18 protein-coding genes are annotated in these 24329 nt (G+C 57.8%); 13 read left to right on the plus strand and 5 right to left on the minus strand.

Features of this window, described 5'->3' with window-relative positions; genetic code table 11:
* Positions 1–49: 49 nt before the first annotated feature.
* Complete coding sequence (locus ACFQY0_RS10180) at positions 50–448, minus strand: hypothetical protein (RefSeq protein WP_379711918.1); 399 nt, start codon at positions 446–448, stop codon at positions 50–52.
* 393 nt (positions 449–841) lie between these two features.
* Between ACFQY0_RS10180 and ACFQY0_RS10185 the strand changes: the two genes are divergently transcribed.
* The 6 genes from ACFQY0_RS10185 to ACFQY0_RS10210 all read left to right on the plus strand — a co-directional run bounded on the left by ACFQY0_RS10185 (position 842) and on the right by ACFQY0_RS10210 (position 11366).
* Positions 842–3190 carry a DUF1592 domain-containing protein gene (locus ACFQY0_RS10185; protein WP_379711920.1) on the plus strand — a complete coding sequence of 783 codons (2349 nt, stop codon included), beginning with the start codon at positions 842–844 and terminating at the stop codon, positions 3188–3190.
* A 44-nt stretch (positions 3191–3234) separates the two neighbouring features.
* Entirely contained in the window at positions 3235–4593 is a 1359-nt protein-coding gene (locus tag ACFQY0_RS10190; RefSeq protein WP_379711922.1) for a DUF1552 domain-containing protein, read from the plus strand.
* 103 nt (positions 4594–4696) lie between these two features.
* The gene (locus tag ACFQY0_RS10195; RefSeq protein ID WP_379711924.1) at positions 4697–6484 is read left to right on the plus strand and encodes an SLC13 family permease; all 1788 of its coding nucleotides are present in this window, start codon (positions 4697–4699) and stop codon (positions 6482–6484) included.
* A 71-nt stretch (positions 6485–6555) separates the two neighbouring features.
* Positions 6556–7281, plus strand: coding sequence for a hypothetical protein (locus ACFQY0_RS10200; RefSeq protein ID WP_379711926.1), 726 nt, complete (start codon positions 6556–6558; stop codon positions 7279–7281).
* Positions 7282–7346: 65 nt separating this feature from the next.
* Positions 7347–9167 (plus strand): sulfatase family protein, encoded by a 1821-nt coding sequence (locus tag ACFQY0_RS10205; RefSeq protein ID WP_379711928.1) that lies wholly within the window; start codon positions 7347–7349, stop codon positions 9165–9167.
* Positions 9168–9314: 147 nt separating this feature from the next.
* Complete coding sequence (locus ACFQY0_RS10210) at positions 9315–11366, plus strand: CAP domain-containing protein (protein WP_379711930.1); 2052 nt, start codon at positions 9315–9317, stop codon at positions 11364–11366.
* A 48-nt stretch (positions 11367–11414) separates the two neighbouring features.
* Here ACFQY0_RS10210 and ACFQY0_RS10215 read toward each other — a convergent pair whose 3' ends face one another.
* On the minus strand, positions 11415–11861 hold the full coding sequence (locus ACFQY0_RS10215; RefSeq protein ID WP_379711932.1) for a thiol-disulfide oxidoreductase DCC family protein: 447 nt from the start codon (positions 11859–11861) through the stop codon (positions 11415–11417).
* Between the two features lie 54 nt (positions 11862–11915).
* On the opposite strand from ACFQY0_RS10215, the gene ACFQY0_RS10220 reads away from it, so the two are divergent.
* Complete coding sequence (locus tag ACFQY0_RS10220; RefSeq protein ID WP_379711934.1) at positions 11916–12791, plus strand: LysR family transcriptional regulator; 876 nt, start codon at positions 11916–11918, stop codon at positions 12789–12791.
* A 7-nt stretch (positions 12792–12798) separates the two neighbouring features.
* On the opposite strand, the gene ACFQY0_RS10225 is transcribed toward ACFQY0_RS10220, so the two are convergent.
* Positions 12799–13692, minus strand: coding sequence for a hypothetical protein (locus ACFQY0_RS10225; RefSeq protein ID WP_379711936.1), 894 nt, complete (start codon positions 13690–13692; stop codon positions 12799–12801).
* A gap of 18 nt (positions 13693–13710) precedes the next feature.
* Positions 13711–14931 (minus strand): MFS transporter, encoded by a 1221-nt coding sequence (locus ACFQY0_RS10230; protein ID WP_379711938.1) that lies wholly within the window; start codon positions 14929–14931, stop codon positions 13711–13713.
* A gap of 125 nt (positions 14932–15056) precedes the next feature.
* Between ACFQY0_RS10230 and ACFQY0_RS10235 the strand changes: the two genes are divergently transcribed.
* Complete coding sequence (locus ACFQY0_RS10235; RefSeq protein WP_379711940.1) at positions 15057–16148, plus strand: transposase; 1092 nt, start codon at positions 15057–15059, stop codon at positions 16146–16148.
* A 72-nt stretch (positions 16149–16220) separates the two neighbouring features.
* On the opposite strand, the gene ACFQY0_RS10240 is transcribed toward ACFQY0_RS10235, so the two are convergent.
* On the minus strand, positions 16221–17309 hold the full coding sequence (locus ACFQY0_RS10240) for a formylglycine-generating enzyme family protein (RefSeq protein WP_379711942.1): 1089 nt from the start codon (positions 17307–17309) through the stop codon (positions 16221–16223).
* Between the two features lie 133 nt (positions 17310–17442).
* On the opposite strand from ACFQY0_RS10240, the gene ACFQY0_RS10245 reads away from it, so the two are divergent.
* The 5 genes from ACFQY0_RS10245 to ACFQY0_RS10265 all read left to right on the plus strand — a co-directional run bounded on the left by ACFQY0_RS10245 (position 17443) and on the right by ACFQY0_RS10265 (position 24277).
* Positions 17443–18786: an MFS transporter gene (locus ACFQY0_RS10245; RefSeq protein ID WP_379711944.1), complete on the plus strand. Its 1344-nt coding sequence runs from the start codon at positions 17443–17445 to the stop codon at positions 18784–18786.
* 35 nt (positions 18787–18821) lie between these two features.
* Complete coding sequence (locus ACFQY0_RS10250; RefSeq protein ID WP_379711946.1) at positions 18822–20084, plus strand: Gfo/Idh/MocA family oxidoreductase; 1263 nt, start codon at positions 18822–18824, stop codon at positions 20082–20084.
* A 71-nt stretch (positions 20085–20155) separates the two neighbouring features.
* Positions 20156–22165 carry a hypothetical protein gene (locus ACFQY0_RS10255; protein ID WP_379711948.1) on the plus strand — a complete coding sequence of 670 codons (2010 nt, stop codon included), beginning with the start codon at positions 20156–20158 and terminating at the stop codon, positions 22163–22165.
* Between the two features lie 82 nt (positions 22166–22247).
* Complete coding sequence (locus ACFQY0_RS10260) at positions 22248–23111, plus strand: hypothetical protein (protein WP_379711950.1); 864 nt, start codon at positions 22248–22250, stop codon at positions 23109–23111.
* Positions 23108–24277 (plus strand): hypothetical protein, encoded by a 1170-nt coding sequence (locus tag ACFQY0_RS10265; protein WP_379711952.1) that lies wholly within the window; start codon positions 23108–23110, stop codon positions 24275–24277. The genes ACFQY0_RS10260 and ACFQY0_RS10265 overlap by 4 nt, the downstream gene beginning before the upstream one ends.
* Positions 24278–24329 lie beyond the last annotated feature (52 nt).

The raw sequence follows: 24329 nt of genomic DNA on the forward strand, positions 1-24329 counted from the left end.
CGGCGAGAGGCCGTGATTGATTAGGAGAGACGACGGGAACGAAGTCGTTTCAAAGTCTCCACACGCCGTGGGCGATGCGAATGGGGGCTCCCGGCGGAAGAGGGGGAGCGCGGTCTGAAGACGTCGCGAGCCAGTGCTCGCGCATCGGAAGAAGGGAGAAGTCGTCAGCGAGAAGGAGCGGTGCGGGAAGCGCCACGGGTGCGGGCGCCGCGATCAGCTGAGGTTCCATGCCATCCGGCAGGCTGGGGAGATCAATGCAGCAGTCCTGCTCTTCGCAGCACGGCTTGGCATCGGCGTGGTCCTCTTCACAGCAGTCCGGGGCTGCAATCACGCAGCTTAGGTCGTCGCCCGAAGTCGGCTTCACGCAGAGATGCACCGACATGCTCGCCGCGGGCAAATAGAGCCCGAGGAGCAGCAGAAGCACGTATGCGGTGGCCTTGCGGATCATCTCTGGGCCGACCCTAGTCCCATTGTCGCCAGATTTCAAGCGGAGGAATCGGATGGAGGCACAGGGCGATCAAGTTAGGGAGAGAATCGGCTCCAGCTGAATTTTTTCGGACCAAGATGGATAGGATGGGTAGGATTTTGAAATCATTGTCCTCAGTTCAGGCTAGAATTGAGGTTCAACCATGACATCATCACCAAGATAATTGGATTTCGTTGCCTTCATCCTATTTATCCCATCCATCCTGGTCCAATTCCTTCCCTAGCTTGATCGCCCTGATGGAGGCAGCGAAGGGGGAAACGAGGGGGCTTGGTGCGGCGAAAGGTTCAGGTGTCGCGAGCGTATCTCCATCGGCGCGCCCGCTCTCTTGGCGAGAATTCGAGACGCCATTTTAAGATGCTCAAGAACTTTCAAAGATGCGGTCAGAAGGCCACGTGGACTCTGCTGGTATCGGCGGGGCTGTCCGCGAACTTGGCGGCCACGCCGGAAGTCCAGCGTGGCCAGCAGATCTACGAGCAACTGTGCATCGATTGCCACGGCCCGAATGGTGAGGGCAATGATGAGGAATTCGTTGATCCGCTCTTTGGTGAAAAGTCGATCGAGTCGCTAGCCCGGAAAATCCATCGCACGATGCCGGAAGATGAGGAGCATCTGTGTGTGGACGAGGACGCGGCCGCGGTGGCGGCTTACATTCACGGGGCATTTTACTCGGTTGAAGCGCGGGCGAAGCTCAATCCGCCGAAGCGCGATCTCGTCAGACTTACCAATCCCCAATTGAAAAACTCGGTTGCCGATGTGGTCGGAAATTTTTTCGGCGGTCACTACAGCCGGCTACCGCAGGAGCAGGGCGTGAAGTTCAGTGCTCGTGGGCTGCACCTCGAAAGCGAAGGGCAAAACAAGTTTAGCGCGACCAAGCGCCACAAGTTCGAGCGAGCGGGCGAGGATCTGTTCGTGGATGTGCGCCAGGAGATTGGCGAGGAGCCGCTGACGACCAAGTCCGACATCGACGCCAGTCTCTGGGGTTCGCTGCTTGCGGAGGAGAGCGGGACTTATGAATTCGTGATCCGCAGCGCCAATGGCTTCCGCTTTTGGATCAACGAAAGTGAAAGCCAGCCTCCTTCGATCGATGCATGGGTGGTTTCGGGAAGGGAGATCCGGGAGGAAAAACTCAGCATCGAACTGATCGGTGGGCGACCGTACCCGATCCGCCTGCAGTGGGTCGTCTCGCCGAAGGACGAGCATTCGTCGATGCAGGTTCTGTGGAAGACACCGCATGGGACCTTGAGGCCGGTTCCCACCCGGAACCTGTTCAACGTTTATCATCCGCCGTCGATTGTCGTGACCAGTTCCTTTCCTGCGGATGATGCGAGTTTTGGCTACGAGCGCGGCAGCGGGATTTCCAAAGCCTGGCTCGAATCGGTCAACCGAGCGGCGATTGAGGCGGCCGACTTCGTTGACAAGCACCTCGATGACTTGGCCAAGACGAAAGCGGGGAAGAAGGATCGCGATGAGAAGATCCGCGAGTTCGCCGATCGCTTTGTCGCCGCCGCGCTGCGACGACCGCTCGATGAGGAGGACCGAAAGATCTATCTCGACCGACATTTTTCCCAAGCCAAGGGAGCCAACGAGGCGATCCGGCCGATCGTGATTCAGGCACTGACATCGCCCCGGTTTCTCTACCCGGAGCTTCGTGGGAAAGAATCGCCGGACTCGTGGCTGGTGGCATCCCGCCTGGCACTTACGCTTTGGGATTCGCTGCCGGATGGAAATCTGACCAAAGCGGCTCGGGAAGGAAAGCTGGTCTCGCGCGATGAGGTGAACCGTCAGGCCTGGCGGATGTTGGAGGACCCGCGGGCGCGTGCCAAGATGCGCGGCTTTTTCCATCACTGGCTCGAACTGGAACGTGCGGAGAACGTCGCCAAGGACGCGAAACTTTTTCCTGAATTCGATGATCAGCTGATGGCCGATTTGCGGACGTCGTTGGAGCTCTTCCTTGATGAAACCGTGTGGAGTGAATCATCGGACTTCCGCCAGCTGCTGCTCGCCGACTATCTGATGCTCAACCCGCGACTTGCCGAGGTTTATGGGAAGAAGCTTGAGGGCGATGGCTTTCAGCGGGTGACGTTCGACCCGAAAGAGAGGTCCGGCGTGGTGACCCATCCATTCCTGCTCTCCAACCTCGCGTATCATGACAACACCTCGCCGATTCATCGCGGTGTGTTTCTGACGCGTAATGTGGTTGGCCAGCAGCTCAAGCCACCGCCGGAAGCGACGGTCTTCAAGGATGCCGATTTTGATCCCAGCCTAACGATGCGTGAAAAGGTCACGGCGCTGACTCGCGAGAAGGCCTGCATGGCCTGCCACTCGTCGATCAATCCCCTGGGGTTCAGCTTGGAGCGATACGACGCGATCGGCCGCTGGCGGGAAAAGGAAGGGGACAAGCCAATCGATGCGAGCAGTGATTTCACTCCTGAAACCGGCGATAAGATTCGCATCGAAGGGGCCCGCGATGTGGCGGAGTTTGCGGCGAGCAGTCCGGGCGCTCATCGGGCATTTGTGCGTCAGATGTTTCACCATCTGGTCAAATACGGCATGGTCGTCCACGGTCTTGAAACCGAGGAGCGACTCTACCAGCGCTTCAAGAATACGGATTTCAAGATCCGCCATCTCATCGTCGCGATTGCCGAGGAAGCGGTGCTCGAAGGCACCCCGGCCGACCTCGACGCCAAAACAGCCGCGCGCTGAGAACGACTTGCGAAAGTCCGCCACCGAATCCACGTATGACTCCCATGAAAAGCTACGACCGTCGTTCCTTCCTTCGAGACCTCGGGGTATCGGCGGCGCTCGCGCCGTTTGTCGGCGGCTTGCCGAGTCTGCTGGGTGCCGAGAGCCCGACGAGTGGCAGGAAGCAGCGCTTGATCGTGATGTTTTCACCGAACGGCACGATTCCTGAGGAATTCTGGCCGGAGGTCTCCGAGGATTCACTGAGCTTCAAGCGAATCCTGGAGCCGCTCGAGGACTTTCGGGACCGCACCCTCACACTGCGCGGCATCGCCAACCAGATCCGTGGCGATGGCGACGGACACATGCGCGGCATGAGTTGCCTGCTGACCGGCACCGAGCTTTTACCTGGAAACATTCAGGGGGGTGGCAATACCCCGGCCGGCTGGGCTGGCGGCATCTCGATCGACCAGGAGCTGAGAAACCGTCTTCAGAAGGACGAAGTCACGCGCACCCGTTTCGGCTCGATCGAGTTCGGCGTGGCGGTGCCGAACCGGGCGGACCCGTGGACGCGGATGTGCTACGCTGGCGCCGACAAGCCGCTGGCACCGATCTCGGATCCTCAACAGATGTTGGCCAAGCTTTATGGCGACGCAAAGGACGCGAAGACCCTGCTGGGAATCGTTGATGGGGTGAAGGACGACATCAGCCGCGTGGCGAAAAAGCTTAGCAGCGAGGACCGGCAGATGCTTGATGAGCATTTGAACCTGGTGCGCGAGATGGAGATCGAGCTTTCCCAAGCCGGGCAAAAGGAGATCGTCCACGCTTTTCCCGAGATCGATCCTGCGGTCGAACTGGTGGACGACAACACGCCACAGCTCAGCCGGATGCAGCTTGATCTGTTAGTCAGCTCAATGGCGAACGACATGACCCGTGTCGGCACGCTCCAGTACATGCGATCCGTCGGTCAGGCGCGCATGCACTGGCTGGATGTGCAGGAAGGCCACCACGGGCTTTCGCATGAACCAGATGGCAACATGGATTCGCGTGAAAAGCTGATCCGGATCAACCGCTGGTTTGCGGGGGAGCTCGCCTATCTCGCCCGAAGGCTTTCCGAAACTCCCGAACCCGGAAGCGATGGCACGATGCTGGATCACACGCTGATCGTCTGGGTCAATGAGTTGGGCAAAGGAAACAGCCACACGCTCAACGACATTCCTATCGTCATGGTCGGCGGAGCGCCGGGCATCCGCATGGGACGCAGTATCGATCTGGCCAAGCGGATCGAGCGCAAGGGGAAGGAAGACAAGCGCGAATTCGTCAGCCACAACCGGCTCTGGATGTCGGTGGCCGCCGCCATGGGGCAGCCCCTGGAAAGCTTCGGGAATGCCGATCGCTGCGGTGGTGGAGCGCTTGATTTGAGCTGAGCTGGGGTCTGATAGCAAAGGAAGCGTGGCTTTCTCTTTCGGTCCTCCTTGATTCCCGTGAAGAAGGTGGCATTAAGTTCGCTGTTAGCGCTCTTCCCTTACCATGACTCCGCAAACGATCGAAATGCTGGTGACCTTTGCGGTGCTCGGAGCGGTGTTCTTCATCTTTCTGCGTGAGTGGCTGCCGGTCGATATGGCGGCCCTTGGCGGGATGTGCGTGCTGCTGGCCATTGGCGTGCTCGACGAAAATGACCTGGGAAAGGTTTTCAGCAACGCGGCCCCGATGACGATCGGAGCGATGTTCGTGCTGAGCGAAGCCCTGACGAGGACAGGCGCCATCGATTGGCTCGCCGGAAAGTTTGCGAAATGGGCCGGATCGTCGCTGCTACGGGCGGTGCTGGTTCTGGCGCTGATCGTAATGCCGCTCTCGGCATTTCTCAACAACACGCCAGTGGTGGTCGTCTTCCTGCCGGTGCTGATGGCCTACTCGCGGTCGACGGGGATCCGCGCCAGCAAGCTGCTCATCCCGCTTTCCTTCCTCAGCATCCTCGGCGGCACCACCACGCTGATTGGCACCTCGACCAACCTGCTGGTCGCAGGAGTCGCCAGCAATGCGGGTCAGCCGTCTTTCAGCATCTTCGAGATCAGTGGGCTGGGGCTGATCTATGCGGCGATTGGTTTCCTGTATCTCTACTTCGTCGGTCATCGCCTGCTGCCGAATCGCGACACCGTGAGCAGCCTGCTCGGGGCTGAGGACACACGCCATTTCAGCAGCGCGGCTGAGATCGGACCGGACTCCAGCCTGATCGGGCAAAGGTTGCTTGACGTGGAGGTCTTCGCCGATCGCAAGAAAGTCGTCGTCTACGAGGTGAGCCGTCGCGGACGCCGGGTGGAAGACATTCCATTGGATGCCCTCGTGCTCGAGGAGAAGGACGTGCTGTGGTTCCGAGCGACGTCCAAGGCACTCGCCGACATGCGCGCGATGAGCGATCTGGTCCTTTATCCCGAAAAAGTCGGTGAGGCAGAGGCGGGGAAGGAAGTGATGTCGGTCGAGGCGATCATTGGCAGTCAATCCAAGCTCATCGGCAAAACCGTCCGTAGCTCGAACGTGCGGCGGAAGTATGGCGTGGTGGTGATGGCGGTGCACCGGAAAGGGGTGAATATGAAGGAAGGCTATCAGGATCTTCGACTCGACTTCGGTGATACCCTGCTGCTGGAGGGACCGGTGCAGGGACTCGCCCAAATGCGTGAGGATGATGATTTCCTGAGTCTGAACGAAAGCCTGGTCAAGACCCCGAGGAGATCGAAGATCCTGTTCGCTGTCGGGGCTCTAACAGTAGCGGTCCTGTTGGCAACCTTCGGCGTGATGTCGATCACCAGCGCCGCCCTGATCGCGGCGGTTGCCGTGGTGCTGCTCGGCTGCGTCGAAGTCCGGGAAGCCTATCGAAGCATCGAGTGGAACATTCTGTTCCTGATCTACGGGATGCTCGGAATTGGTCTGGCGATGGAAAAAACGGGTGGTGCGGAACTGATTGCGAATCAGGTGGTTTCACTGAGCTCCGGTCTGGGTCCCGTCTTTGTGCTGGCGGCGATCTATTTGCTCGCCTCGCTGCTGACCGAAGTGGTCACGAACAATGCGGTGGCGATTATTTTAACGCCCATCGTCATCTCGATCGCGGCATCGCTCGACGTCGATCCGCGGCCATTCATCGTCGCGGTGATGTTCGGGGCGAGCGCCAGTTTCATCACGCCGATCGGCTACCAGACAAACACCTACGTCTATGGGGCGGGCGGTTACAAGTTTGGAGACTTCCTGAAAGTGGGTGTCCCGCTGAACCTGATTCTGTGGGCGACGGCGACCCTCCTGATCCCGAAATTCTGGCCATTTTAATCGGAGGGCGGGCGGCAAGACGCAGGTTCTGATTTTCAAGCGGACGAGTCGGTAGTATAGAAGCTTGAATAGTGGAAATCGACTGGAGAATCGAGCGCCTGGACGAAGGTGAGATGCAGGACCCGCGCGATGAAGGGTGCCTGTTGAGAATTGTCGGAAAGGTCAAAGAGGAAGGGGTGGCGGCGGGTCAGTTGGAGGCTTACTACATCCTCGATGTCGATCTGGCGTCTTCGCGTGCCTTCTTCGAGCTGTGGGACATGGATGGGGAGACCTGCGCGATTTATGAAGAACTGATGGCGCCGTCCCAGGAAGACTTTCGTGAGCCGCTTCCACGCCTTCTCGAAACCCGGCCCGGCTTGCTGGTCATCGATTACATCGCGCTGTTTCCAGACTTCCGCGGTCGGGAACTGGGGCGTGAAGTGATGCGGCAGTTGGTTCGCTGTTGTGCCGATGGAAACATCGGTGCCGTGCTCCTTGATGCCAGCCCGCTGCAGCATCGCGATGGTGCATATGACTTCTTCGATCATGAAGTGAGGGCGCTGCCGTGGAATGGCGACGAGCAGGACACGGAGAAACTCCGCGGCTATCTGCGCGGCTGGGGAATGCACCAGATGGCGAAGACCCGCTACATGGTCGCGCCGCCCGGCTCATTGAGCGATACCCACACCGCCAAGTGGCCGCCTGTTCCCATCCTTTGCTTCTGGAATACCTGTGCCTACTGCCGCCGCTGGATCGATACGGATGGCGACGATTGGGAGAACGGCCCTGAGGGGCCGATCCACCTGGGCTGCCGATGACCTGACCTTTGTCACGATCAGCGTGCTGTAAGATCATCTCCGTAGCGAAAGTAGTGGCTGTGAACATGGCCATGAAGCTGATCTCGCTGATTATTCTATTTACCGGTGTTGCCCTGGGTGGCGATGTGAAACCGAACATCCTCTGGATCACAAGTGAGGATAACTCAGCTCATTGGTTGGGATGCTATGGGAATGAAGACGCGCAAACGCCAAGATTGGATGCCTTGGCAAAGGAGGGCTTCCGATTTCAACATGGCTACTCGAATGCACCGGTTTGTGCTGTGGCGCGCTCGACCATCTTGAATGGAGCTTACGCCGTCACGCAGGGCACCGAGCACATGCGTAGTCGCCACCCCATTCCTTCCAAGTATCGGTCCTATGTCAGCTATTTGCGCGAGAACGGCTATTATTGCACGAACAAGACCAAGACGGACTACAACTTTCGCGGCGATGATCGGGCGGTCTGGGATGATTGCTCACCCGAGGCCCACTACAAGTCCCGTCCTGAGGGTGCGCCATTTTTCGCCGTCTTCAATTTGACGGAAACTCACGAGAGTTCCTTGTTTCCGAAGAAAAATCAGTCGGATGCAACCCGCTTGAAGCCAGAGGATGTAACGGTTCCTCCCTACCTCCCTGACTTGCCGGAGGTTCGGTCCGATATCGCGAAATATCACGATCGGATCAGCTTGATGGACCGAAAAGTCGGGGAGCTCCTCGATGAGCTTGAGAGCGCCGGCTTGGCGGAGGACACGATCGTTTTCTATTACAGCGACCATGGCGGGATCCTCCCTCGGGGAAAACGTTACCTCAAGGAGACGGGTGTGAGGGTGCCGATGATGGTGCGCGTGCCAGCGAAGTTTCAGAATCTTTCACCATTCAAATCAGGTGAGGTAGTTGATGAATTGGTGGCCTTTGTGGATCTGGCTCCGACGGTGCTTTCTCTGATCGGTCTGGACACTCCGGAGCAGATGCAGGGTCGTGCATTCCTCGGCGAAAAGCGCAAGGATGCTCCGAAGGACGACATGGTGTTTCTGTTTGGTGACCGCTTTGACGAAATCTACGGCATGCGCCGCGGCCTAACAGACGGTCGATGGAAATACATTCGGCGTTTCACGCCCAACAAGCCGGCGGCTCCTTACAGTTTCTATCAGTTTTCGATGCCATCATGGGTGGCCTGGCAGGACGCCTGGCAGGAGGGAAAACTGAGCAAGGAATATGCTCAGATGTGGGAAGCACCCCAGGAAGTTGAAGAGCTGTATGATCTCGAATCCGATCCATGGGAAATCGAGAATTTGGCGAAGGACCCGGCCCAGGCAGAGCGTCTCGCATCAATGCGGTCTCGCTTGAAGGGCACCATGATTGAAGTGCGCGACACCGGCTTGGTTCCCGAGCCCATGTGGGTGGACCTGGTGGGCGAGGGGACGATCGCCGATTATGTCGCGAGTCCTGGATTCAAGATTGATGATGTGGCGACGCTTGCCTTTCTCTCAGGTGAGAAGGGAGATGCTGCGGCTGAGACATTGCTGAGCACCGCTGCGAAAACCGGAGATGCGATCAGCCGGAGCTGGGTGCTTCAGGCCAGCCTTTTCCGGGGTAAGCCGCTGATGGAGCATCCGGAAAAAGGGCTCGAGGATGAGACGTCCCTCAACCGGATCATGACCGCCCAATTGCTTTATTCAACCGGGGAAAAGGAGGTCGCGGCAAAAGCGATGTTTGATGAGTTGAGAAAAGATATTAGTCCGGAATCCGTGCTATACCTGACGAATGCCATCTACAATCTGGGCCTGATTGATGAAGTTCCCCGCAAGTGGGCAAAAGAAGTGATGGCTGACAAGAAGGCCGGCGAGTATGTGAAGCGCTTTGCCAAGCGGGTGCTTGAAGAGTGAAAAAATTGTGCCGACTGTCAGGAACGGAGTTATCTTTTTAACAGTCAGCGGACTAGTGATGATTTTTCCGGTGATGGTGGGTTCCGGGGCAATGAGCCCTCTGAGGAATGAGTTTGACGTAATTTCTTTACGGGGCAGAACTGTAGCATGGTCAAATTGCTTCCTCTCTTTTTGCTCGTGCTGCTACCGCGTGTTGAAGCGGAAGTTTATTCCATTGGAGATCCGACGGCGGACGAACAGTATCTGGTTGAGTTGATCAACAGGGCTCGAGCAAATCCCGAGGCTGAGGGAATCCTCCTCGCTGAGACCGAAGACCCGGCCATTCTCTACGCGATCTCCTATTTCGGCGTTTCGCTGGATCAATTCAAATCGGAAATGGCGGCGATTCCACCGAAGCCGCCATTGGCGATCAATCCGATTTTGACGAGTGTTGCCCGCGGTCATTCGGAGTACATGTTCAGCATCGGTCAGCAAACCCACATTGATGGATCGGGATTGGCATGGAACCTGAGGGGTGAGGCTGCAGGTTATACCGATAATCTCGTGGTGGAAAACATCACCGACTCATCGGAGTCCAATGACTATGGACACGCCTCGTTTGAAATCGACTGGGGAGAGGGAGGAAGCGGCGGCATGCAGTTGGGTCGACCTCACCGAATCTCAATCCACTATGACAATTTGAAAGAAGTCGGGGTGGGAGTGTCATATGGATCAAAGGTTACCGAAGGTGGTAGGGCTGTCGGCCCGCAACAAATCACTCAGGATTTCGGCCTGGGACCGGCGGGCATGGTGTTCATCACCGGTGTGGTCTATGCCGATATCAACGAAAATGATTTCTATGATCCCGGTGAAGGAATCGGAGGGGTTGAGGTGCTCGTCGAAGGGAGTGAAAACTCCGGGATCACAGCGTCCTCGGGTGGCTACGCGGTGCCTGTTCCTGAAGGCAATGCGACCTATGAGCTTACTTTCCTTGCTCCGGGAATCCAATCCCAGGCGAGCGCGGTCGTGAGCGGTGAAAATGTGAAGGTCGATCTGGTGCTCGAGGATACGGCTGCAGCGGTTGTCGGGACGACGGCACCGGCCGTGGGAATTCCAACCGTCTATCAGGTCTCACCGGTTCCCGGTGCAACATCCTACGAATGGCAAAAGCTCGTCGAAAGTCCTGCGCTCAATGATTCCGCGGAAGATCTCAGTCGGGTGACCACCACCGGGTCCGATGAATTTTCGATGCTGGCCACGGATGTGAAGTATGAGGGGTCTAGTAGTTACCATCTGTTCCACGATGATTACAGCGACCGGGCACTGACCTATCAGGCCGGATTCAAGGTAGGTGCTGAAGGGGCGATATCTTTTCAGAGCCGTCTGGTCTATGCTTTGGAAGGTGAAGTCGCCAAGGTGCAGGTTTCGGACGATGGAGGCAACTCGTGGTCGACGGTTTGGTCACAGGCCGGATCGCAGGGGCTTGGGGACGTGGACTTCCAGCTTCGGAGCGTCTCATTGTCGGAGTTCTCAGGAAAGGAAGTGCGTTTGCGATTCCTCTTCGACTTCCTTTCGGGGGCGATTTACGGCTATCCGATCGGGCAGCCGATTGGATGGTATGTCGACGCGATCCAGTTCACCGACATCACAACCTTGTCGGGTGAGATGATTTCGTCGGTGGATGCGGACGGGACTTTTGAGTTTGAGGCGGAATCGCCTGGAGACTTTGTCCTTGCGGCGCGTCCGTTGTTTCCAGGTCGGACTGGCACCTTTGGTCCTCTGCTCGCGGTTGAGGCTTCGGTTCAGAATTCCTATGCCGCCTATGCCTCTGCCCAGGAAGCGGCTTTCGACCTTCCGGCTTCCAGCATTCTCAACAACCCGGAGGGCGATGCAAATGATGATGGGGTGGCAAACGTGATGGCTTACGCCATGGGTTTGAGCCCGATGGATCCGGCATGCCATTTGGTTCCTCGCGCCGAGGAAATTGATGGTCAGCTCGTGATCCATTACACGACCCATCCATCCAGAACGGATCTAAGCTATGGTGCTGAGGCAGCAACTGGTCTCGAAGGCTGGGTCTCTCCGGGTGAGCCCGGTGCACCGGAGGGATTCAGTGATCAGATTTTGTCGAGCGAGGGAAATACCGTCAATCGGCGGGCGGCCCTTTCGATTGGGGCGACTTCCGCGGCATTCATGCGCATGAATGCCAGCTTGAAATAGTGGCCTCTTCCGAAGGCTTGAGATCCTTCTTCCAAAGTCGACTAAGCTTCAGGTCCCGGGGTTTTGGCACGATTCCGTGGTACTTGATTCGGCGGAAAGCAGTCTCTTCCTGAGGGCGTCGCTGGGGATGGAGCAGGACTCGTTTTTGCCGAACCACTGGTAGCGATGGACGGCTATGAACTTGTAGAGCGCATCACGCAGCGGGCGTGGGACCATCTTTCCCAAGATCGCGGGCACTTTAAGAAAGCCACCGAGGGTTTCGAGAATGACGATGACGGCGCTGGAGCCGGAAAGAACCTCGCCGTCGTTGAGGACAAGCATGGAGTCGAGGGGCTTCGACCCGGATTCGGCGATCATCTGCTGGCCGATGGGATCCTGGAGGCGGGTAAAGCGGATAAGGTCGGCGTGATCACGATCGGCGACCCAGCGGATCGCGCGGCTGCACATCAGGCAGTCGCCGTCGAAGGCGATGATGATCTGTTTGGTGGTGGCCATGAACTGGCACATTCTGAACTCGAAATCGCGCGACGTCATGAAGAAGATGCCGGCATGCCTCAACCGATCCCGAATCTGCATCACCTTGAGCTGTTTTATCACGTGGCGAGAGCGGGCGGAATCACGGCGGCGGTGCGGACGATGCCCTACGGGATCCAACAACCGGCGATCAGCGGGCAGGTGGCGCAGTTGGAGGCGGAGCTGGGGGTGCGATTGTTTCAAAGGCGGCCTTTCACGCTGACGCCGGCGGGGCGGGAGCTTTACGATTTCCTTGCGCCGTTTTTCGGGGCACTGCCGCAGATGGCGGAAAGGATTGCCGGCAAGGCATCGAAGCATCTGCGCATGGCCGCTCCAGCGACGGTGATTCGCGATCATTTGCCGCAGGTGCTGGCGGATATCCGAAAGGAGCAACCGGAGCTGGAGCTGAGCTTGATCGATGCGGGACAGAACCGGATCTTTGAGTTGTTAGAGCAGGAGGAAGTCGACTTTGCGGTGGCGGAGCTGGAAGGTCGTGCGCCGTCGGGGATGAAGACGGAGGTGCTTCTTTCCCTGCCCTTGGTGCTTCTGTTGCCACCGGGATTGGCGATGCCGAAGGCGGGCTTGAAGGCGCTGGCAGAAGAAGCCGCCCTCGTGCGCACGGCGGAGGATACGGCGATTGCCCGCCTGTTTGCGAAAGGCTTGAACAGCAAGGGGATTCGCTGGCCGGCGCGGATCGAGGTGAACTCGATCGATCTCGTGCACGCTTATGTGGCGGAAGGATTCGGCGTCGGAGTCAGCGTGCCGGCCCCGGGGGTGAAGTTTCCGAAAGGAGTGAAGGCCGTGGAGTTGAAGGGCTTTCCAGACCTGGCGATTGCCGGAGTCTGGCGCGGAAAGCTCGGTCCGCTGGCAAGCGAAGTAATGGCCGGCTTGAGGAAACGGGCGAAAGGCTGAGCTTCCATCACTGCCGCGGAATGGGCATCGAAACAAGCCGTGGTCGCTTGCCTTCCGAAGTGACGAAGATCGTGTGACCGTCGGGAGAAAAGGCAAGGGCTTCGGCTTGGGAAAGTCCGTGTGCTCCAAGAACCTCTGGAGCTTTGGCGAACGCCTGGGCCCATGATTCCTTCGGCAAACGTCGGAATAGATAAACACCACGATAAGTCAGGACGGCGGCAAGTCTGCCATCGGCGGAGATGTCGAGGGCGGTCGGCTGGGTGGCGTAAGGATGGGGCAGGGTTCTGACCGGAAGCAGGAGTGGCGCGATCGGTCCGAGGCGTTTGGCTGTGAGCACCTCGCCAGCTTTGCTTTTGCGAAGTGGAAGCTGATAGATGGCCGGCTGCTTGTCGCGCTTGGTGACAAGAAGGATGCTTTGGCTGTTAGAATCGATGGCGACACCTTCACAATCGCGGGGTCCCTCTTCATAGCGGAAGCGAATCGACCAGTCGGGCTTGAGACTGAGACCGAGGGGGGCTTCCGGCATGGTGGGTCGGGGTTCGGCGATGATGTGGAGTGTGACGTGCTCGCGTCGCGCGTTGTTGTCTCCGGTGTCGGCGATGAGAAGCTGCGCTTTTCCATCAAAAGTGAAAGCGGCGAGGTCTTCCCAATCGGTGTTCTTGACGCCCTTCAGAGTGAGAGATCCCCGAGCCATGCCCTGCGTGTCGGTCAGGTGAACGATGGCTGCCGCGCCGCTGTCGTTGATCACCCAGAGGAGTTCGGGATCGCGACGGGAGACGGCGAGGCCGCTGGCCTCGGTGATCTGATGATCGCGGAGTCGGACGGGGTTCCCGGCAGTTTCGGTTTCCAGCGCGGCGCAGGAGGCGAGGCTGAGGGCGAAGAGGGAGATGAGCAGGCGCATGAGGGTTGAAGCTAATCTTTACGAAGCTTGCTTTGCCGTCTCGGCTTTCAGCTCCGGCCAGGTGATCAGGGTGGCGATGATGATCAGTAAGGCGGAGGCCCAGGCGACCCAGTGGGGGCCGAGGTAGTTGGCAGCGGTGAAGGCGATCAAGGGCGCGAGAACACCGCGCACTCCTGTTAGGAAAGAGTGGACACTTTGATACTCGATGACCTTGTCAGCCGGAGCAAAGCGGGTAGTCCAAAGGCTCCATATGATGTTGCCGCCGGCGCGGGCGATGCCGTGGATGGCAATGCCGATACAGAGGCCAGCCATGTTTCCTCCGAGGTAGTAGACGAGAATGCCGGCGAGAAAGAAAAGATTTACCGTGGCACGCACTCGATAGAAGGGCATGCGGTCGAAGATGGAGCCCCAGGGAACCACGCAGACGATGAAGGCAATCATCGGAATCGTACTGGTGATCAGACCGACCTTGTCGGCTTCGAAATCAAAGCCGTATCTCGGGTTACTGATGTATTCGACGAAGAGCGACCAGCCGATGAGATTCCCGAGTCCTAACAGCATCCAGACGATCAGCAGTTTTCTAAATGGAGCGTTTTCACGGACATGGCTGAAGGCGTCGAACCATCGGATGCGATTCGATTTCCGGAGATAGACGGGCGCCATCGAACGGACGCAAATCACCATCAGGAGTGTGCCGATGGCATAGGCGGAAAAGAGCGGAGGAAAGCCCTGAGTCTCGATCCACAGACCGCCGAGCCATCCGCAGAGAGCTCCGACACAGGCGCGGGCGAGGGCGGCGAGCGAGAACAGGTGGCCGCGGTTCTCATTGGAGAAATGCTTGCGGTAAATCTGTGCCATCAGGGGGGACGCAGATGCAAGGGTCAGGTAGGCAAGGCAGCTTCCGACGAAGAAAAGGGTGCCGTTGGTTCTGGAAAGCGCAGCAATGACGAAGCCGATGGTGGTGATGCTCCAGAGCCCTGCGACCATATTGTTCACCGAGTAGCCGTGTCTGCGAACGAACTGGACGATGAACAGGCTGAGCAGGAGGCCGGCACTGCCTGAGGCGATGATCGATGCCTTCATCCATGTCGGAAGCTCGAAAATGCGAATCGCGATGAAGACGGCGAAAGTGCTGAAGGCGGTCTCGACGAAACCCATTGGCAGAGCTCGCGCGAGTTCCAACCTGAAGGTGCGGGGCTGTTGCGAGTAGTCCTCGGCGGCTTCGGAGGGATCGGGCATGAGGATGAATAGGCTTACATTGGGCCTGAGGAAACCACTGCCCGCACCATTCTCGAAAAGGATTCCGGCAGCCAGCAAGTCGTTTCGACTCTCAATAAAAGGACACACCTTTTATCAGAATCCTTTTGACGTCACGTCTTTTGGGACTCAAGGTGTCGCTTGGTATGGCGCAGAAGCGGTGGATCAGTCCCTGGAAGGACTCGGCGGAGAAGCCGAGCGTCTATCATGTGGTGTCGCGGGTGGTGGATCGGCGCTTTGCGTTCGGGCCGGAGGAGAAGGAGAAGTTCCGGATGTTCATGCGCATGGCGGAGAATTTTACGGGCTGCCGGGTGCTGACCTACTGCGTGATGTCTAACCACTTTCACATCATGCTTGAGGTGCCTCCTATGCCGAAGGAGGGGTTGCCGGACGAGGTGCTGCTGGAGCGGCTGCGGGCGCTTTATTCGAAAGGGCGGGTGGCGGCAGTGGCGGAGGAATTGGCGGATTTGAGGAAGCGAGGCAACAAGGTGGCACAAGAGGCTTTAGTAAAATCCTACAGCTACCGGATGCATGATTTGAGCGAGTTCATGAAAGTGCTCTTGCAGCGCTTCAGCCACTGGTTCAACAAGGCGCATGAGCGGACCGGGCGACTTTGGGAGCAGCGCTTCACGAGCGTGATGGTGGAGAATGGAGTGGCGTCGCGGACGATGGCGGCCTACATCGATTTGAATCCGGTGAGGGCCGGGATTTGCGAGGATCCGGCGGATTATCGGTGGAGCGGATATGCTGAGGCGGTGGCGGGTGGAAAGCGGTCGCGTGGGGGATTGGTGAGGGCTTTGAAGCTTGGCGATGGACACGAGGGAACGGCAAGGGCCTGGGCGCAGGGAGGCTTGGCGAAGGAGTATCGGGCGCTGTTGTTAGGCGCAGCGGTGGAGGTTGTGCTGGATGGGAAGGTGAAGCGCAAAGGGATGAAGGCGGAGCGGGTGGAGAAGGAGCTGGCTTCTTTGGAGAGTCGCGGGAGTGATATGGCGATTGCGAAAGTGATCCGTCACCGCGTGAGGTATTTCACGGATGGAGTGGCGATCGGAGGAAGGGAGTTCGTGGACGAGGTCTTTCGTGGGTGTCGGGAGCGCTTTGGGTCGAGGCGGGTGGATGGAGCGAGAAAACCCCGTGGGGCTCTGGGTGAGTTGGCCGGAACGGTGTGGTCGGCGCGGGATTTGCGGGCAGGAGTTGAATGAAGTTGCTAACAAAGCTTGCTTCCATGCTTCCAGCAGGCGTTCGCAGGGGAAAAGATACGAACCCAGGGGCTGTTAGTCGCCGGTCTCGGAATGGGAGTTCCACGAGGCGTGCATGGTCTCCAGGTCGGGGATCTCGACGGGGCGGACGATGCGGAAACCAACCCACTGGTTGTTAGATAGATACCAGATGGATTTCGGGTTGGCGGGATCACTTGCATTCCATGCAGGGGTTGCAAGGGCGCGGGTGGATGAAGAGGGTATCTTGTCCTGATAGCTGCCTCCTCGGGCGACTTGCTGGGGAGGGCCATCGACAAGAAAGTCGGTGCTCCGAAAATTGTCGGGGAGGCACCATTCGGCGACGTTGCCGAGCATGTCGTGGAGGCCCCAGTCGTTGGGTTTCTTGCTGCCGACTTTCTGGTAGGAGTAGTTGGAATTGTTAGAAGTCCAGGCGAAGTCTTCGAGTTCATCGGGATCGTCGCCGCAGGCGAGTCTCCACTCAGACTCGGTGGGGAGGCGGTAGTAGTGGCCGGTCTGGGCGCTGAGCCATTCGCAGAACTTGCTCGCGGCGTGCTGGCTCATGGCGATGGCCGGCCAGCCGGGACCGTAGCCCTCGCCCATTTCAAAATGCTGGGGACGGAAGGGTGGGGGCGGTTGAGGGACGACGTCGGCGAGTGTTTCACCGTCGTGGATTTCGGGGGCTTCGAGGGTGGTGGGGTCGCCGTCGCGGTTGATGCTGCCATCGAGGTTGCGCGGCCGTCCATTTTCCATAAAGGCGCGGTAGAGTTCCCAGCTGACTTCGTGTTTCCCGATCCAGAATCCAGCCTCGGGGATGGGAAGCATTTCGAAAGTGGCGTGGTCGGCGAGGGGGATGGTCTCTTTGTAGGGCTCGAAAGAAGTCGAGGTGCCCTTGGATTCGATGAGCTTGTGGATTTTTCCGGTTATTGGAAGGTAGGGGGATTTCGGAACCTCCGGTTCTGGCTCGGGTGCAGGCTTGGGAAGGGGAACTTCCGCTTCGCCTGGTTCAGCGACTGCGGGGCTGTGATCCAGTTCTTGGAGTGACCGATGGTTGACGATCTTTTTTCCGTGCTCGGTCAGTTTCCTTTCATTGCTCTGCTCCTTGCAGGAAAGGAGGGCGAGTGAGAGGAGGACGAGGCGTTTCATCGGGAGCACTTGAACCTTGCCGCACCGTCAATTGTTAGAAAAGCGGAATGGGCAGGGAAAGTCGGAGAAATTCGCTGGCTGAACACCTTGGCGCGGATTGACGGGGGAAGGTCGCTGGCACAGGCTCCGATTGATGAGTGATGCCAGGACCTCGGATCTTCTTGCGACGCGATTGTCGGTGATGATGTTTCTCCAGTTTTTTATCTGGGGTGCATGGTTTGTGACGCTCTACCTGGTGCTTGGTGGGAATGATCTGGCGCCCATCATTGGCGATGCCTACGGCAGCGCGCCGATCGCGGCGATGATTGCGCCGCTCTTTCTCGGATTGGTGGCGGATCGCTTTTTCTCATCGGAAAAAGTCATGGGCGTGCTGCTGCTGATAGGCGGTGCGCTGATGATGATGGTGCCGGCGGCAGTGGAGGCGGGCGAGGGAAAGAAGGTCGTGTGGCTCTTCATCGGTCACATGCTTTGCTACATGCCGACACTTGGTCTTGGAAATACGATCGCTTTCAGCAAGCTGCCGCGTGAGGTTTTTCCGAAGGTCCGGGTCTGGGGGACGATCGGCTGGATCTCCGCAGGGCTGGTCGGTGGCTTCCTTGAATGGTCGGCGGATCTGAATCTCTTCTGGATGGCGGGAATCACCTCGCTGGTTCTTGGCGTTTATTGTTTTACTCTGCCAAACACGCCGCCGCCGGCCGCAGGCACTCCGGTGAATCTGAGATCGCTGCTGATGCTGGATGCGTTCCGGATGCTGGCGAAGCCGGCCTTCTTCGTGTTTATGCTGTGCTCAACACTGATCTGCATTCCGCTGGCCTACTATTATTCGAACACCTCGGGCTTTCTTGCGAACATGGGTTTCGAGCAACCGGTGTCGGCGATGACGATTGGCCAGATGTCGGAGATCTTTTTCATGCTGCTGGTGCCGTTCTTTTTCCGGAAGCTCGGGGTGAAATGGATGATCATGGTCGGCATGGCTGCATGGGTTTTGCGCTACCTGATGTTCGCCTACGGTGCGACGAATCAGGTGGTTTGGATGATGTTTGCGGGCATCGCGCTGCACGGGATTTGTTACGATTTCTTCTTTGTGACGGGTTTCATGTACACGGACCGAGCGGCACCGAAGGAGATCCGTAGTCAGGCGCAGAGCATGCTGGTGTTCTTCACTCAGGGAGTTGGGATGTACATTGGATTCAAGGTAGCGGCGGCGAAGCTGGGGCCGGTGATGGAGTCGTCGGCGGAGCTAACAGGTGAGATCGCGGCGGCACGTGGTGAGGAAACCCTGAGCTTTGCCGGTCAACTCGGGAAGATGTTCGCGGTGTCGATGCCCGAGGGCGTGAATCCGGCGACACTGTCGGAAGCAGCGCTTCATTGGAAAGCCTACTGGACCTTGCCGGCGCTGATGGCTGCGGGAGTCGGGGTGCTTTTTCTGGTGGCGTTCTGGGACGGATCAAAGCCGGATACCGCCACCGATGAATGATCGCCCGTTTCTGATCGTATACTGAGACTCTTGCCATGAACCCAATCACCCGCAGACAATCGATCAAGAGTCTTGCTGCTCTGGCCACCATCCAAATCCTTCCGAGTCGTGTGCTTGGTCTGAATGGGCAGACGCCGCCTTCTGAAGAACTGACTCGTGGGATCATCGGCTGTGGTGGCATCAGTGCCTCGCATCTGGAGATGCCGGGTCGACTTATGGCGCTCTGTGATGTGGATTCGAAGCACCTCGCCCGACGCATGAAGGACAGCGATGGGGAGAAAAATGCGGTGACGCCCTATTCGGACTACCGTGAGTTGATTGCGCGCAAGGACATCGACATCGTGCACATTTGCACGCCGCCGCACTGGCATGCGAAGATGGCGATCGATGCGATGAAAGCGGGCAAGGATCTGTGGACGGAGAAACCGATGAGCCGGACGATTGGCGAAGGGGCGGCCATGGTGAAGGCGGCGGAGAAATATGAACGCATGGTGCGTCTCAACACCTGGTTCCGCTTTCAGGGAACGCTCTATGGATCGGGGATGCGGACGGATTTGCTGAAGCGGATCACCTCGAGCCGGATTCTCGGATGGCCGCTGAAGATCACGGTTTCAGGGGTGACGGGCTTCAATTGGAAGTTTTTCTGGGTCGGGAAAAGGAATCTAGAAGTGGAATCAATACCTGAAGAATTGGACTACGATACCTGGCTCGGACCCGCACCGCGCAAGCCATACAACCACCATCGGGTGCACCAGACCTTCCGGGGTTACTGGGACTACGATGGCGGCGGACTTGGCGACATGGGGCAGCACTACCTCGATCCGGTTCAGTATTTGTTAGAGAAAGATGATACGGGTCCGGTTCGGGTGGAGATCGATGCGGATCCTCAGGATGCGGATGCAGTGGGGACCTGGAGACGGATCACCTTCACCTATGCCGATGGCTGTCAGATCGTGCTCGATGGCGAGAACAAGGATAAGCAGGCGAAGTACATCGAGGGGCCGAAGGGCTGGGTCGGAACGAACTACGAGTCGAACATTCCGGATCTGAAAAAGAAGCTTCGCGAGTTGCCGAAGCTGCCGCCGGTGATCACGGATTTCCATGAGACGGTGCGGACAAGGAAGAAGTTCGCGCTGAATGAGGAGAATGGCTTCTGGTCGTGCACGATCGTGAATCTGGGAATCATCGCGCACCGCTTGAACAAAAACCTCAATTTCGACCCGAAGACGCTGACCTTTGACGATCCTGAGGCGACGGCTCTGGTGAATCAGCCGATGCGTGAGCCTTGGAGAATTTAGAGGGAGTGGCGCGTGATAACACGCCGCTCCATTGACTTTCGCTCGTCGGGCGAAGCTGATAGACCAATAGCATGACACCCGAGGTCGAACGCTTTCTGGATCTGGCGACTCGTGAACTTGAGTCGTACCCGGAGCAGCGCGGGGAAGCCAAAGGAGAGCTGATGGCGAGACTGAGTCACCGCATGGGTGGTGTGGAAGCGATCGATATTGGAGAACCGCTCGCAGTTTTGGAAAAAAAGGGGAAGCCTGCGAGCTGGAAGAAATTCGGGACGGCGATTCTGCTGTTGACGTTACTATTCTCCCTCGGGCTGACTGGATTCCGGCATCTTCGGAGCTACTTGATGCTGGAGGACTCCGGGGAATTCGATTCCAGTCACCGATATGGTGAAGCGATCGATCTTTCGGGCAGGCCGCTTGTCAGGATGTTGCGTGAGGAATCTCCAGATTTGCCGATTGGTCTGGATTCCGAGCGCTTTGAGAAGGCGTCGGACGAGTCGGCTGCGATAAGGGAGCGGTTTCCTGATGATGCGGGAGCGCTTCGGATGCACGTATGGAATCTGCTCACGGAAAGGAATTACGAATGGGAGCGGCTGCCGCCAGAGATTCTGGGACAAGTCGAGCGAATCGAAGTCACCCCTTATTGGGCGGATTTCCGGATTTCACGGAACAGCAGAAAAGCCTTTGAGGATCTCATGGGGAGGAACACCGGAACCGTGCGCGACTGGGATTTGTGGGAAGAAGCCAGGGCGCTCTGGAAAGAGATTGTTGCGAGTGCGGAGATAGCGGATGCGCCAAACCTTTTGTATCGGAAGCAAGTCGAAGCGCTTCCTGATTCGGAGGATTTCGTGTCGATGATGATAAATCACAACTGTCGACGTGCAGCGATCAATGAACGGAGCTCCGTTCTGAATCTATTTAATTTTATCCGGGCGGAGGCTGACTTGTTTCATGATAAGGAAAATCGTGAAGGCTTACTTCAACTTTCTCGAGAGGTGAGGAAGGTGATTTCCTTCCGTGTGGATCCCCTTGTCCAATGGCGGGGGAGTTACGTCTATGGGGCGGAGAATCCTCTGATTGATCATCTGAAGTATGAGGCGGGGAGCGGAATTTTTGATACGGGAAACGAGGCTTTTGATGCAGAGCTGAAGGAATGGGATCGGCTTTCCACCGTCTACTCGGATGTTCACGCCAGCGGTGTGACCTGGACTGATGAGGTCATACAAGCGGTTCCTCTGATCCTTGAGCATCGAGTGGGAGACACCTTGTTGATCGGAGATATCGGAGAGTTCAAAGCCCTGAGGATGGCGGAGTACTCCTTTGCCGAGCGATTGGCTGCAATTGCGGGGGCGGTGGTGTTTTCATTGTTCGTGCTGCTGGTGGGCCTGGATGTGATTCGGCGGTCCAAGTGGGTGCGTGGCTTGGCGCGGGGCGTGAAGCCCTTGTTCGGATGGGTTGACCAATGGTGGGTTGGGGCGTTGGGGATTCTGGTTCCTTTTGCCTGTTGGTTGGCTGTTAGGCTCTCGCCGCTGGGAATGAGGGACTTCGGGATTGCGCAGGATGAGGGTCTTCCGTGGTTGCTGCAGACGATTGCGGCGATGCTTTTTTGTTTGGCAATGCTTGTGGCGACGGTCCGTTGGCGGTGGAGCAAGCGCGCCGGTTTTCTCGATATTGGCGGTGGAATTGGTGTGAAACTGGGCTGGGTGGCGGCTGGATTGATCGGACTTGCGATGATCGCGTTCGGTGGGATTCGCTACGTCGACGACATCGATAATCGACGGGAGATATTTCTTCTAGCAGTGGCATCGATGGGAGGCTTTGGGGTGCTTTGGATTCTCTGGCTTGCCTTTGCCGCCGTGTGCCAATCGAGCCAACGGGCGCTGTCATCCCATCTCGCAGGCCTGACGCTTCTGCCTTGGTTGGCGGGAGTGGCATTGGGCTTGCTGGCGCTGGAACCGCTGCTGCACTTGGAGGAGAAATACTGGTTTGTGCAGGATGTGATCCTGCGTCCGATGGATGGACAATTTGATACGGTTTATGAAGAGAGGACGACGCTTCGACTTGCCGAAGCGTTGAAAGAATAAGGGGGAGACCGGCAGGAGGAACGAGGCTGGGAGTCTCTCCTCCGGACTTTCGCGAGTTGGGAGAAGCTGATAGAGCGAGGGCATGACACCCGAGGTGGAACGCTTTCTGGAGCTGGCGACTCGCGAACTTGAGTCGCAACCGGAGCTGCGGGAGGAGGCCAAGGGCGAGCTGATGGCGCGGGTGAATCATCAGGGAATGCCGCTTGAGATGCTGGATCTGAGCGAGCCGATTGCCCGGCTGGAGGGGGTGAAGAAGAGAAAGCGTTGGTTGAGGCGGACGCTCCATGTGGTGGGCTTGATGCTGCTCTTGCTCGTGATCGGCTTGGGTGTCGGGCTTCTGGTGAGAAATACGGTGTTTCTCGTTCAAGCGCAGATGATGGGCTCTCGCTATGGAGTCCTGGGCGGCGTTCCGGCGGAGGATCTGGGTGTTGGGAGATGGGTGAGACGAACTGCGCCTGAACTTCCCTTTTCCTCTCAAGAGAGCGCGGAGCTTGCAGCCTTGCTTGCGAGAAATCCTGGCGACCGAACCATCTTTCCTCAGTATCTGCTGCGACTTGAAAGAGAGCAGGGTGCTGGCTGGGCGATGAGTGCGGAGGATGTGGAAAGGGCGAAACACCTTGATCCGGAGAATGGCTTTTATTCCTTCGTTCAGATCGATAGTCACCTCAATCGAGCCTTTGGAGGGAGGGCTTCCTCACGAACGTCGCCGCCGTCGTCGTCGGTGGTCTCAGACGAGGCGGAGTTTGCGAAGGCGCTTGAGCTGTTTTCAGAAGCGGCGAACGCAGAATACTTCTCCGACTACTCGGGCGATTTGCGGCGCAAACAGCTCGCGGCCTTCCCGAGGGCTGAAGGGTTTTTGGAGGATGCGCTCCATGAGATGTTCACGGAGCAGGTGATTCAGCTATTTGGCAACTACACCAGCACTGGTGAGAAGTCTACCGAATGATTGATACGAAGGCGGATCGATTGGCTAAGGGTGGAGATGTTCAGGGTCTGCTGGCATTGCGTGATGAACTGTTGAGCTTCTCCATGTTGCTCGTCGCGGAGATCCAGAATGGCGGAGGGAATGCCAGGATTATCAAGCAGCGCCTATCCCGATCTCTAACAGGAGTCCTCGATGAGCTGGATACACTGGGCCAGACGAATGCCCACGCGGAACTGAAGAAGATGGTCACGCAATTGGATTCGCTCGATCTCAGCTATCAAAGCAGGCAGCCGGCGAGTCCGCCATCTCCTTCGGCAAGGCTCAGCCGATGGAGAGATATTCCATCGGATCTAACAAGAGCAGAAATGATCCCGTCCGGTCGCGTCGAGTGGGCCTTGGGTGAAAGGGTGATGCTTCATGCGGTTTCTCTCGTCGGATTGTGGTTGGTGCTTTTTACGGCGTTCGAGGCATCCAGGCGGAAGCGCCAGGTGAAGGGTCTGGCGAAAGGCCTGATGCCATTGTTCCGGTGGAACGATCATCTGTGGATCGCCGGTTTGGGGATCGTCCTTCCGGTGGTTTGGTATCTTGGTCTGACGAGACTCACTCCATTGGGAATGCATGACCTTTCGCTCGACGACGATGAGATCGCTGTCCTTGTTTCCAGCATTCAGGTGCTTGGAGCGTTTTTCATGGGGGCGATTGCGATGCTCTGGGCGACGTATTGGAGGTGGGAGAAACGGGGTGGTTTTCTCTGTCTTCGGGGGGGTGGGGTTTTTGTGGGATGGATCATGGCGCTGCTCTCGGCAGCAGCGATTCCGGTGGCGGGATGGGCGAAGTTTATCAGCTTCAAGGACGATGAAAGCATGGGATTCTATCTGGTAGGTGCGGCTGGCTTGGTGGCGATGGGATTGCTTTGGTTGCTGTGGATTGGCATTCTGAATCTCTGCACGCCGCAGGCGAATGCGCTGCGGGCGAACCTTGTTTCGCGGACGGTGCTCGCCTGGTATCTGGTGGCTTCGTTTTGTCTGGTCATCGGGGCAGAGCTGCTGCGGCAGGAGGAGCGCTACTGGATGAGCAAGGACAGCTTGTTTCCAACCTGGACGAGTGAGACGCATCTGAACGGTCTCGAAGAGAGGGTGGAGCGGGAGTATCAGCGGGAGCTGGAGCGAATTCTGGAAGCAAAGTAGTTCCGGCGTTCCAAAATCCGTTTCGCTCCTGCCTAGCCAATCGGGTGGCGGA

It is taken from the genome of Haloferula chungangensis, from assembly GCF_042664875.1.
In the GTDB taxonomy this organism is placed as follows: Bacteria; Verrucomicrobiota; Verrucomicrobiia; order Verrucomicrobiales; family Akkermansiaceae; genus Haloferula; species Haloferula chungangensis.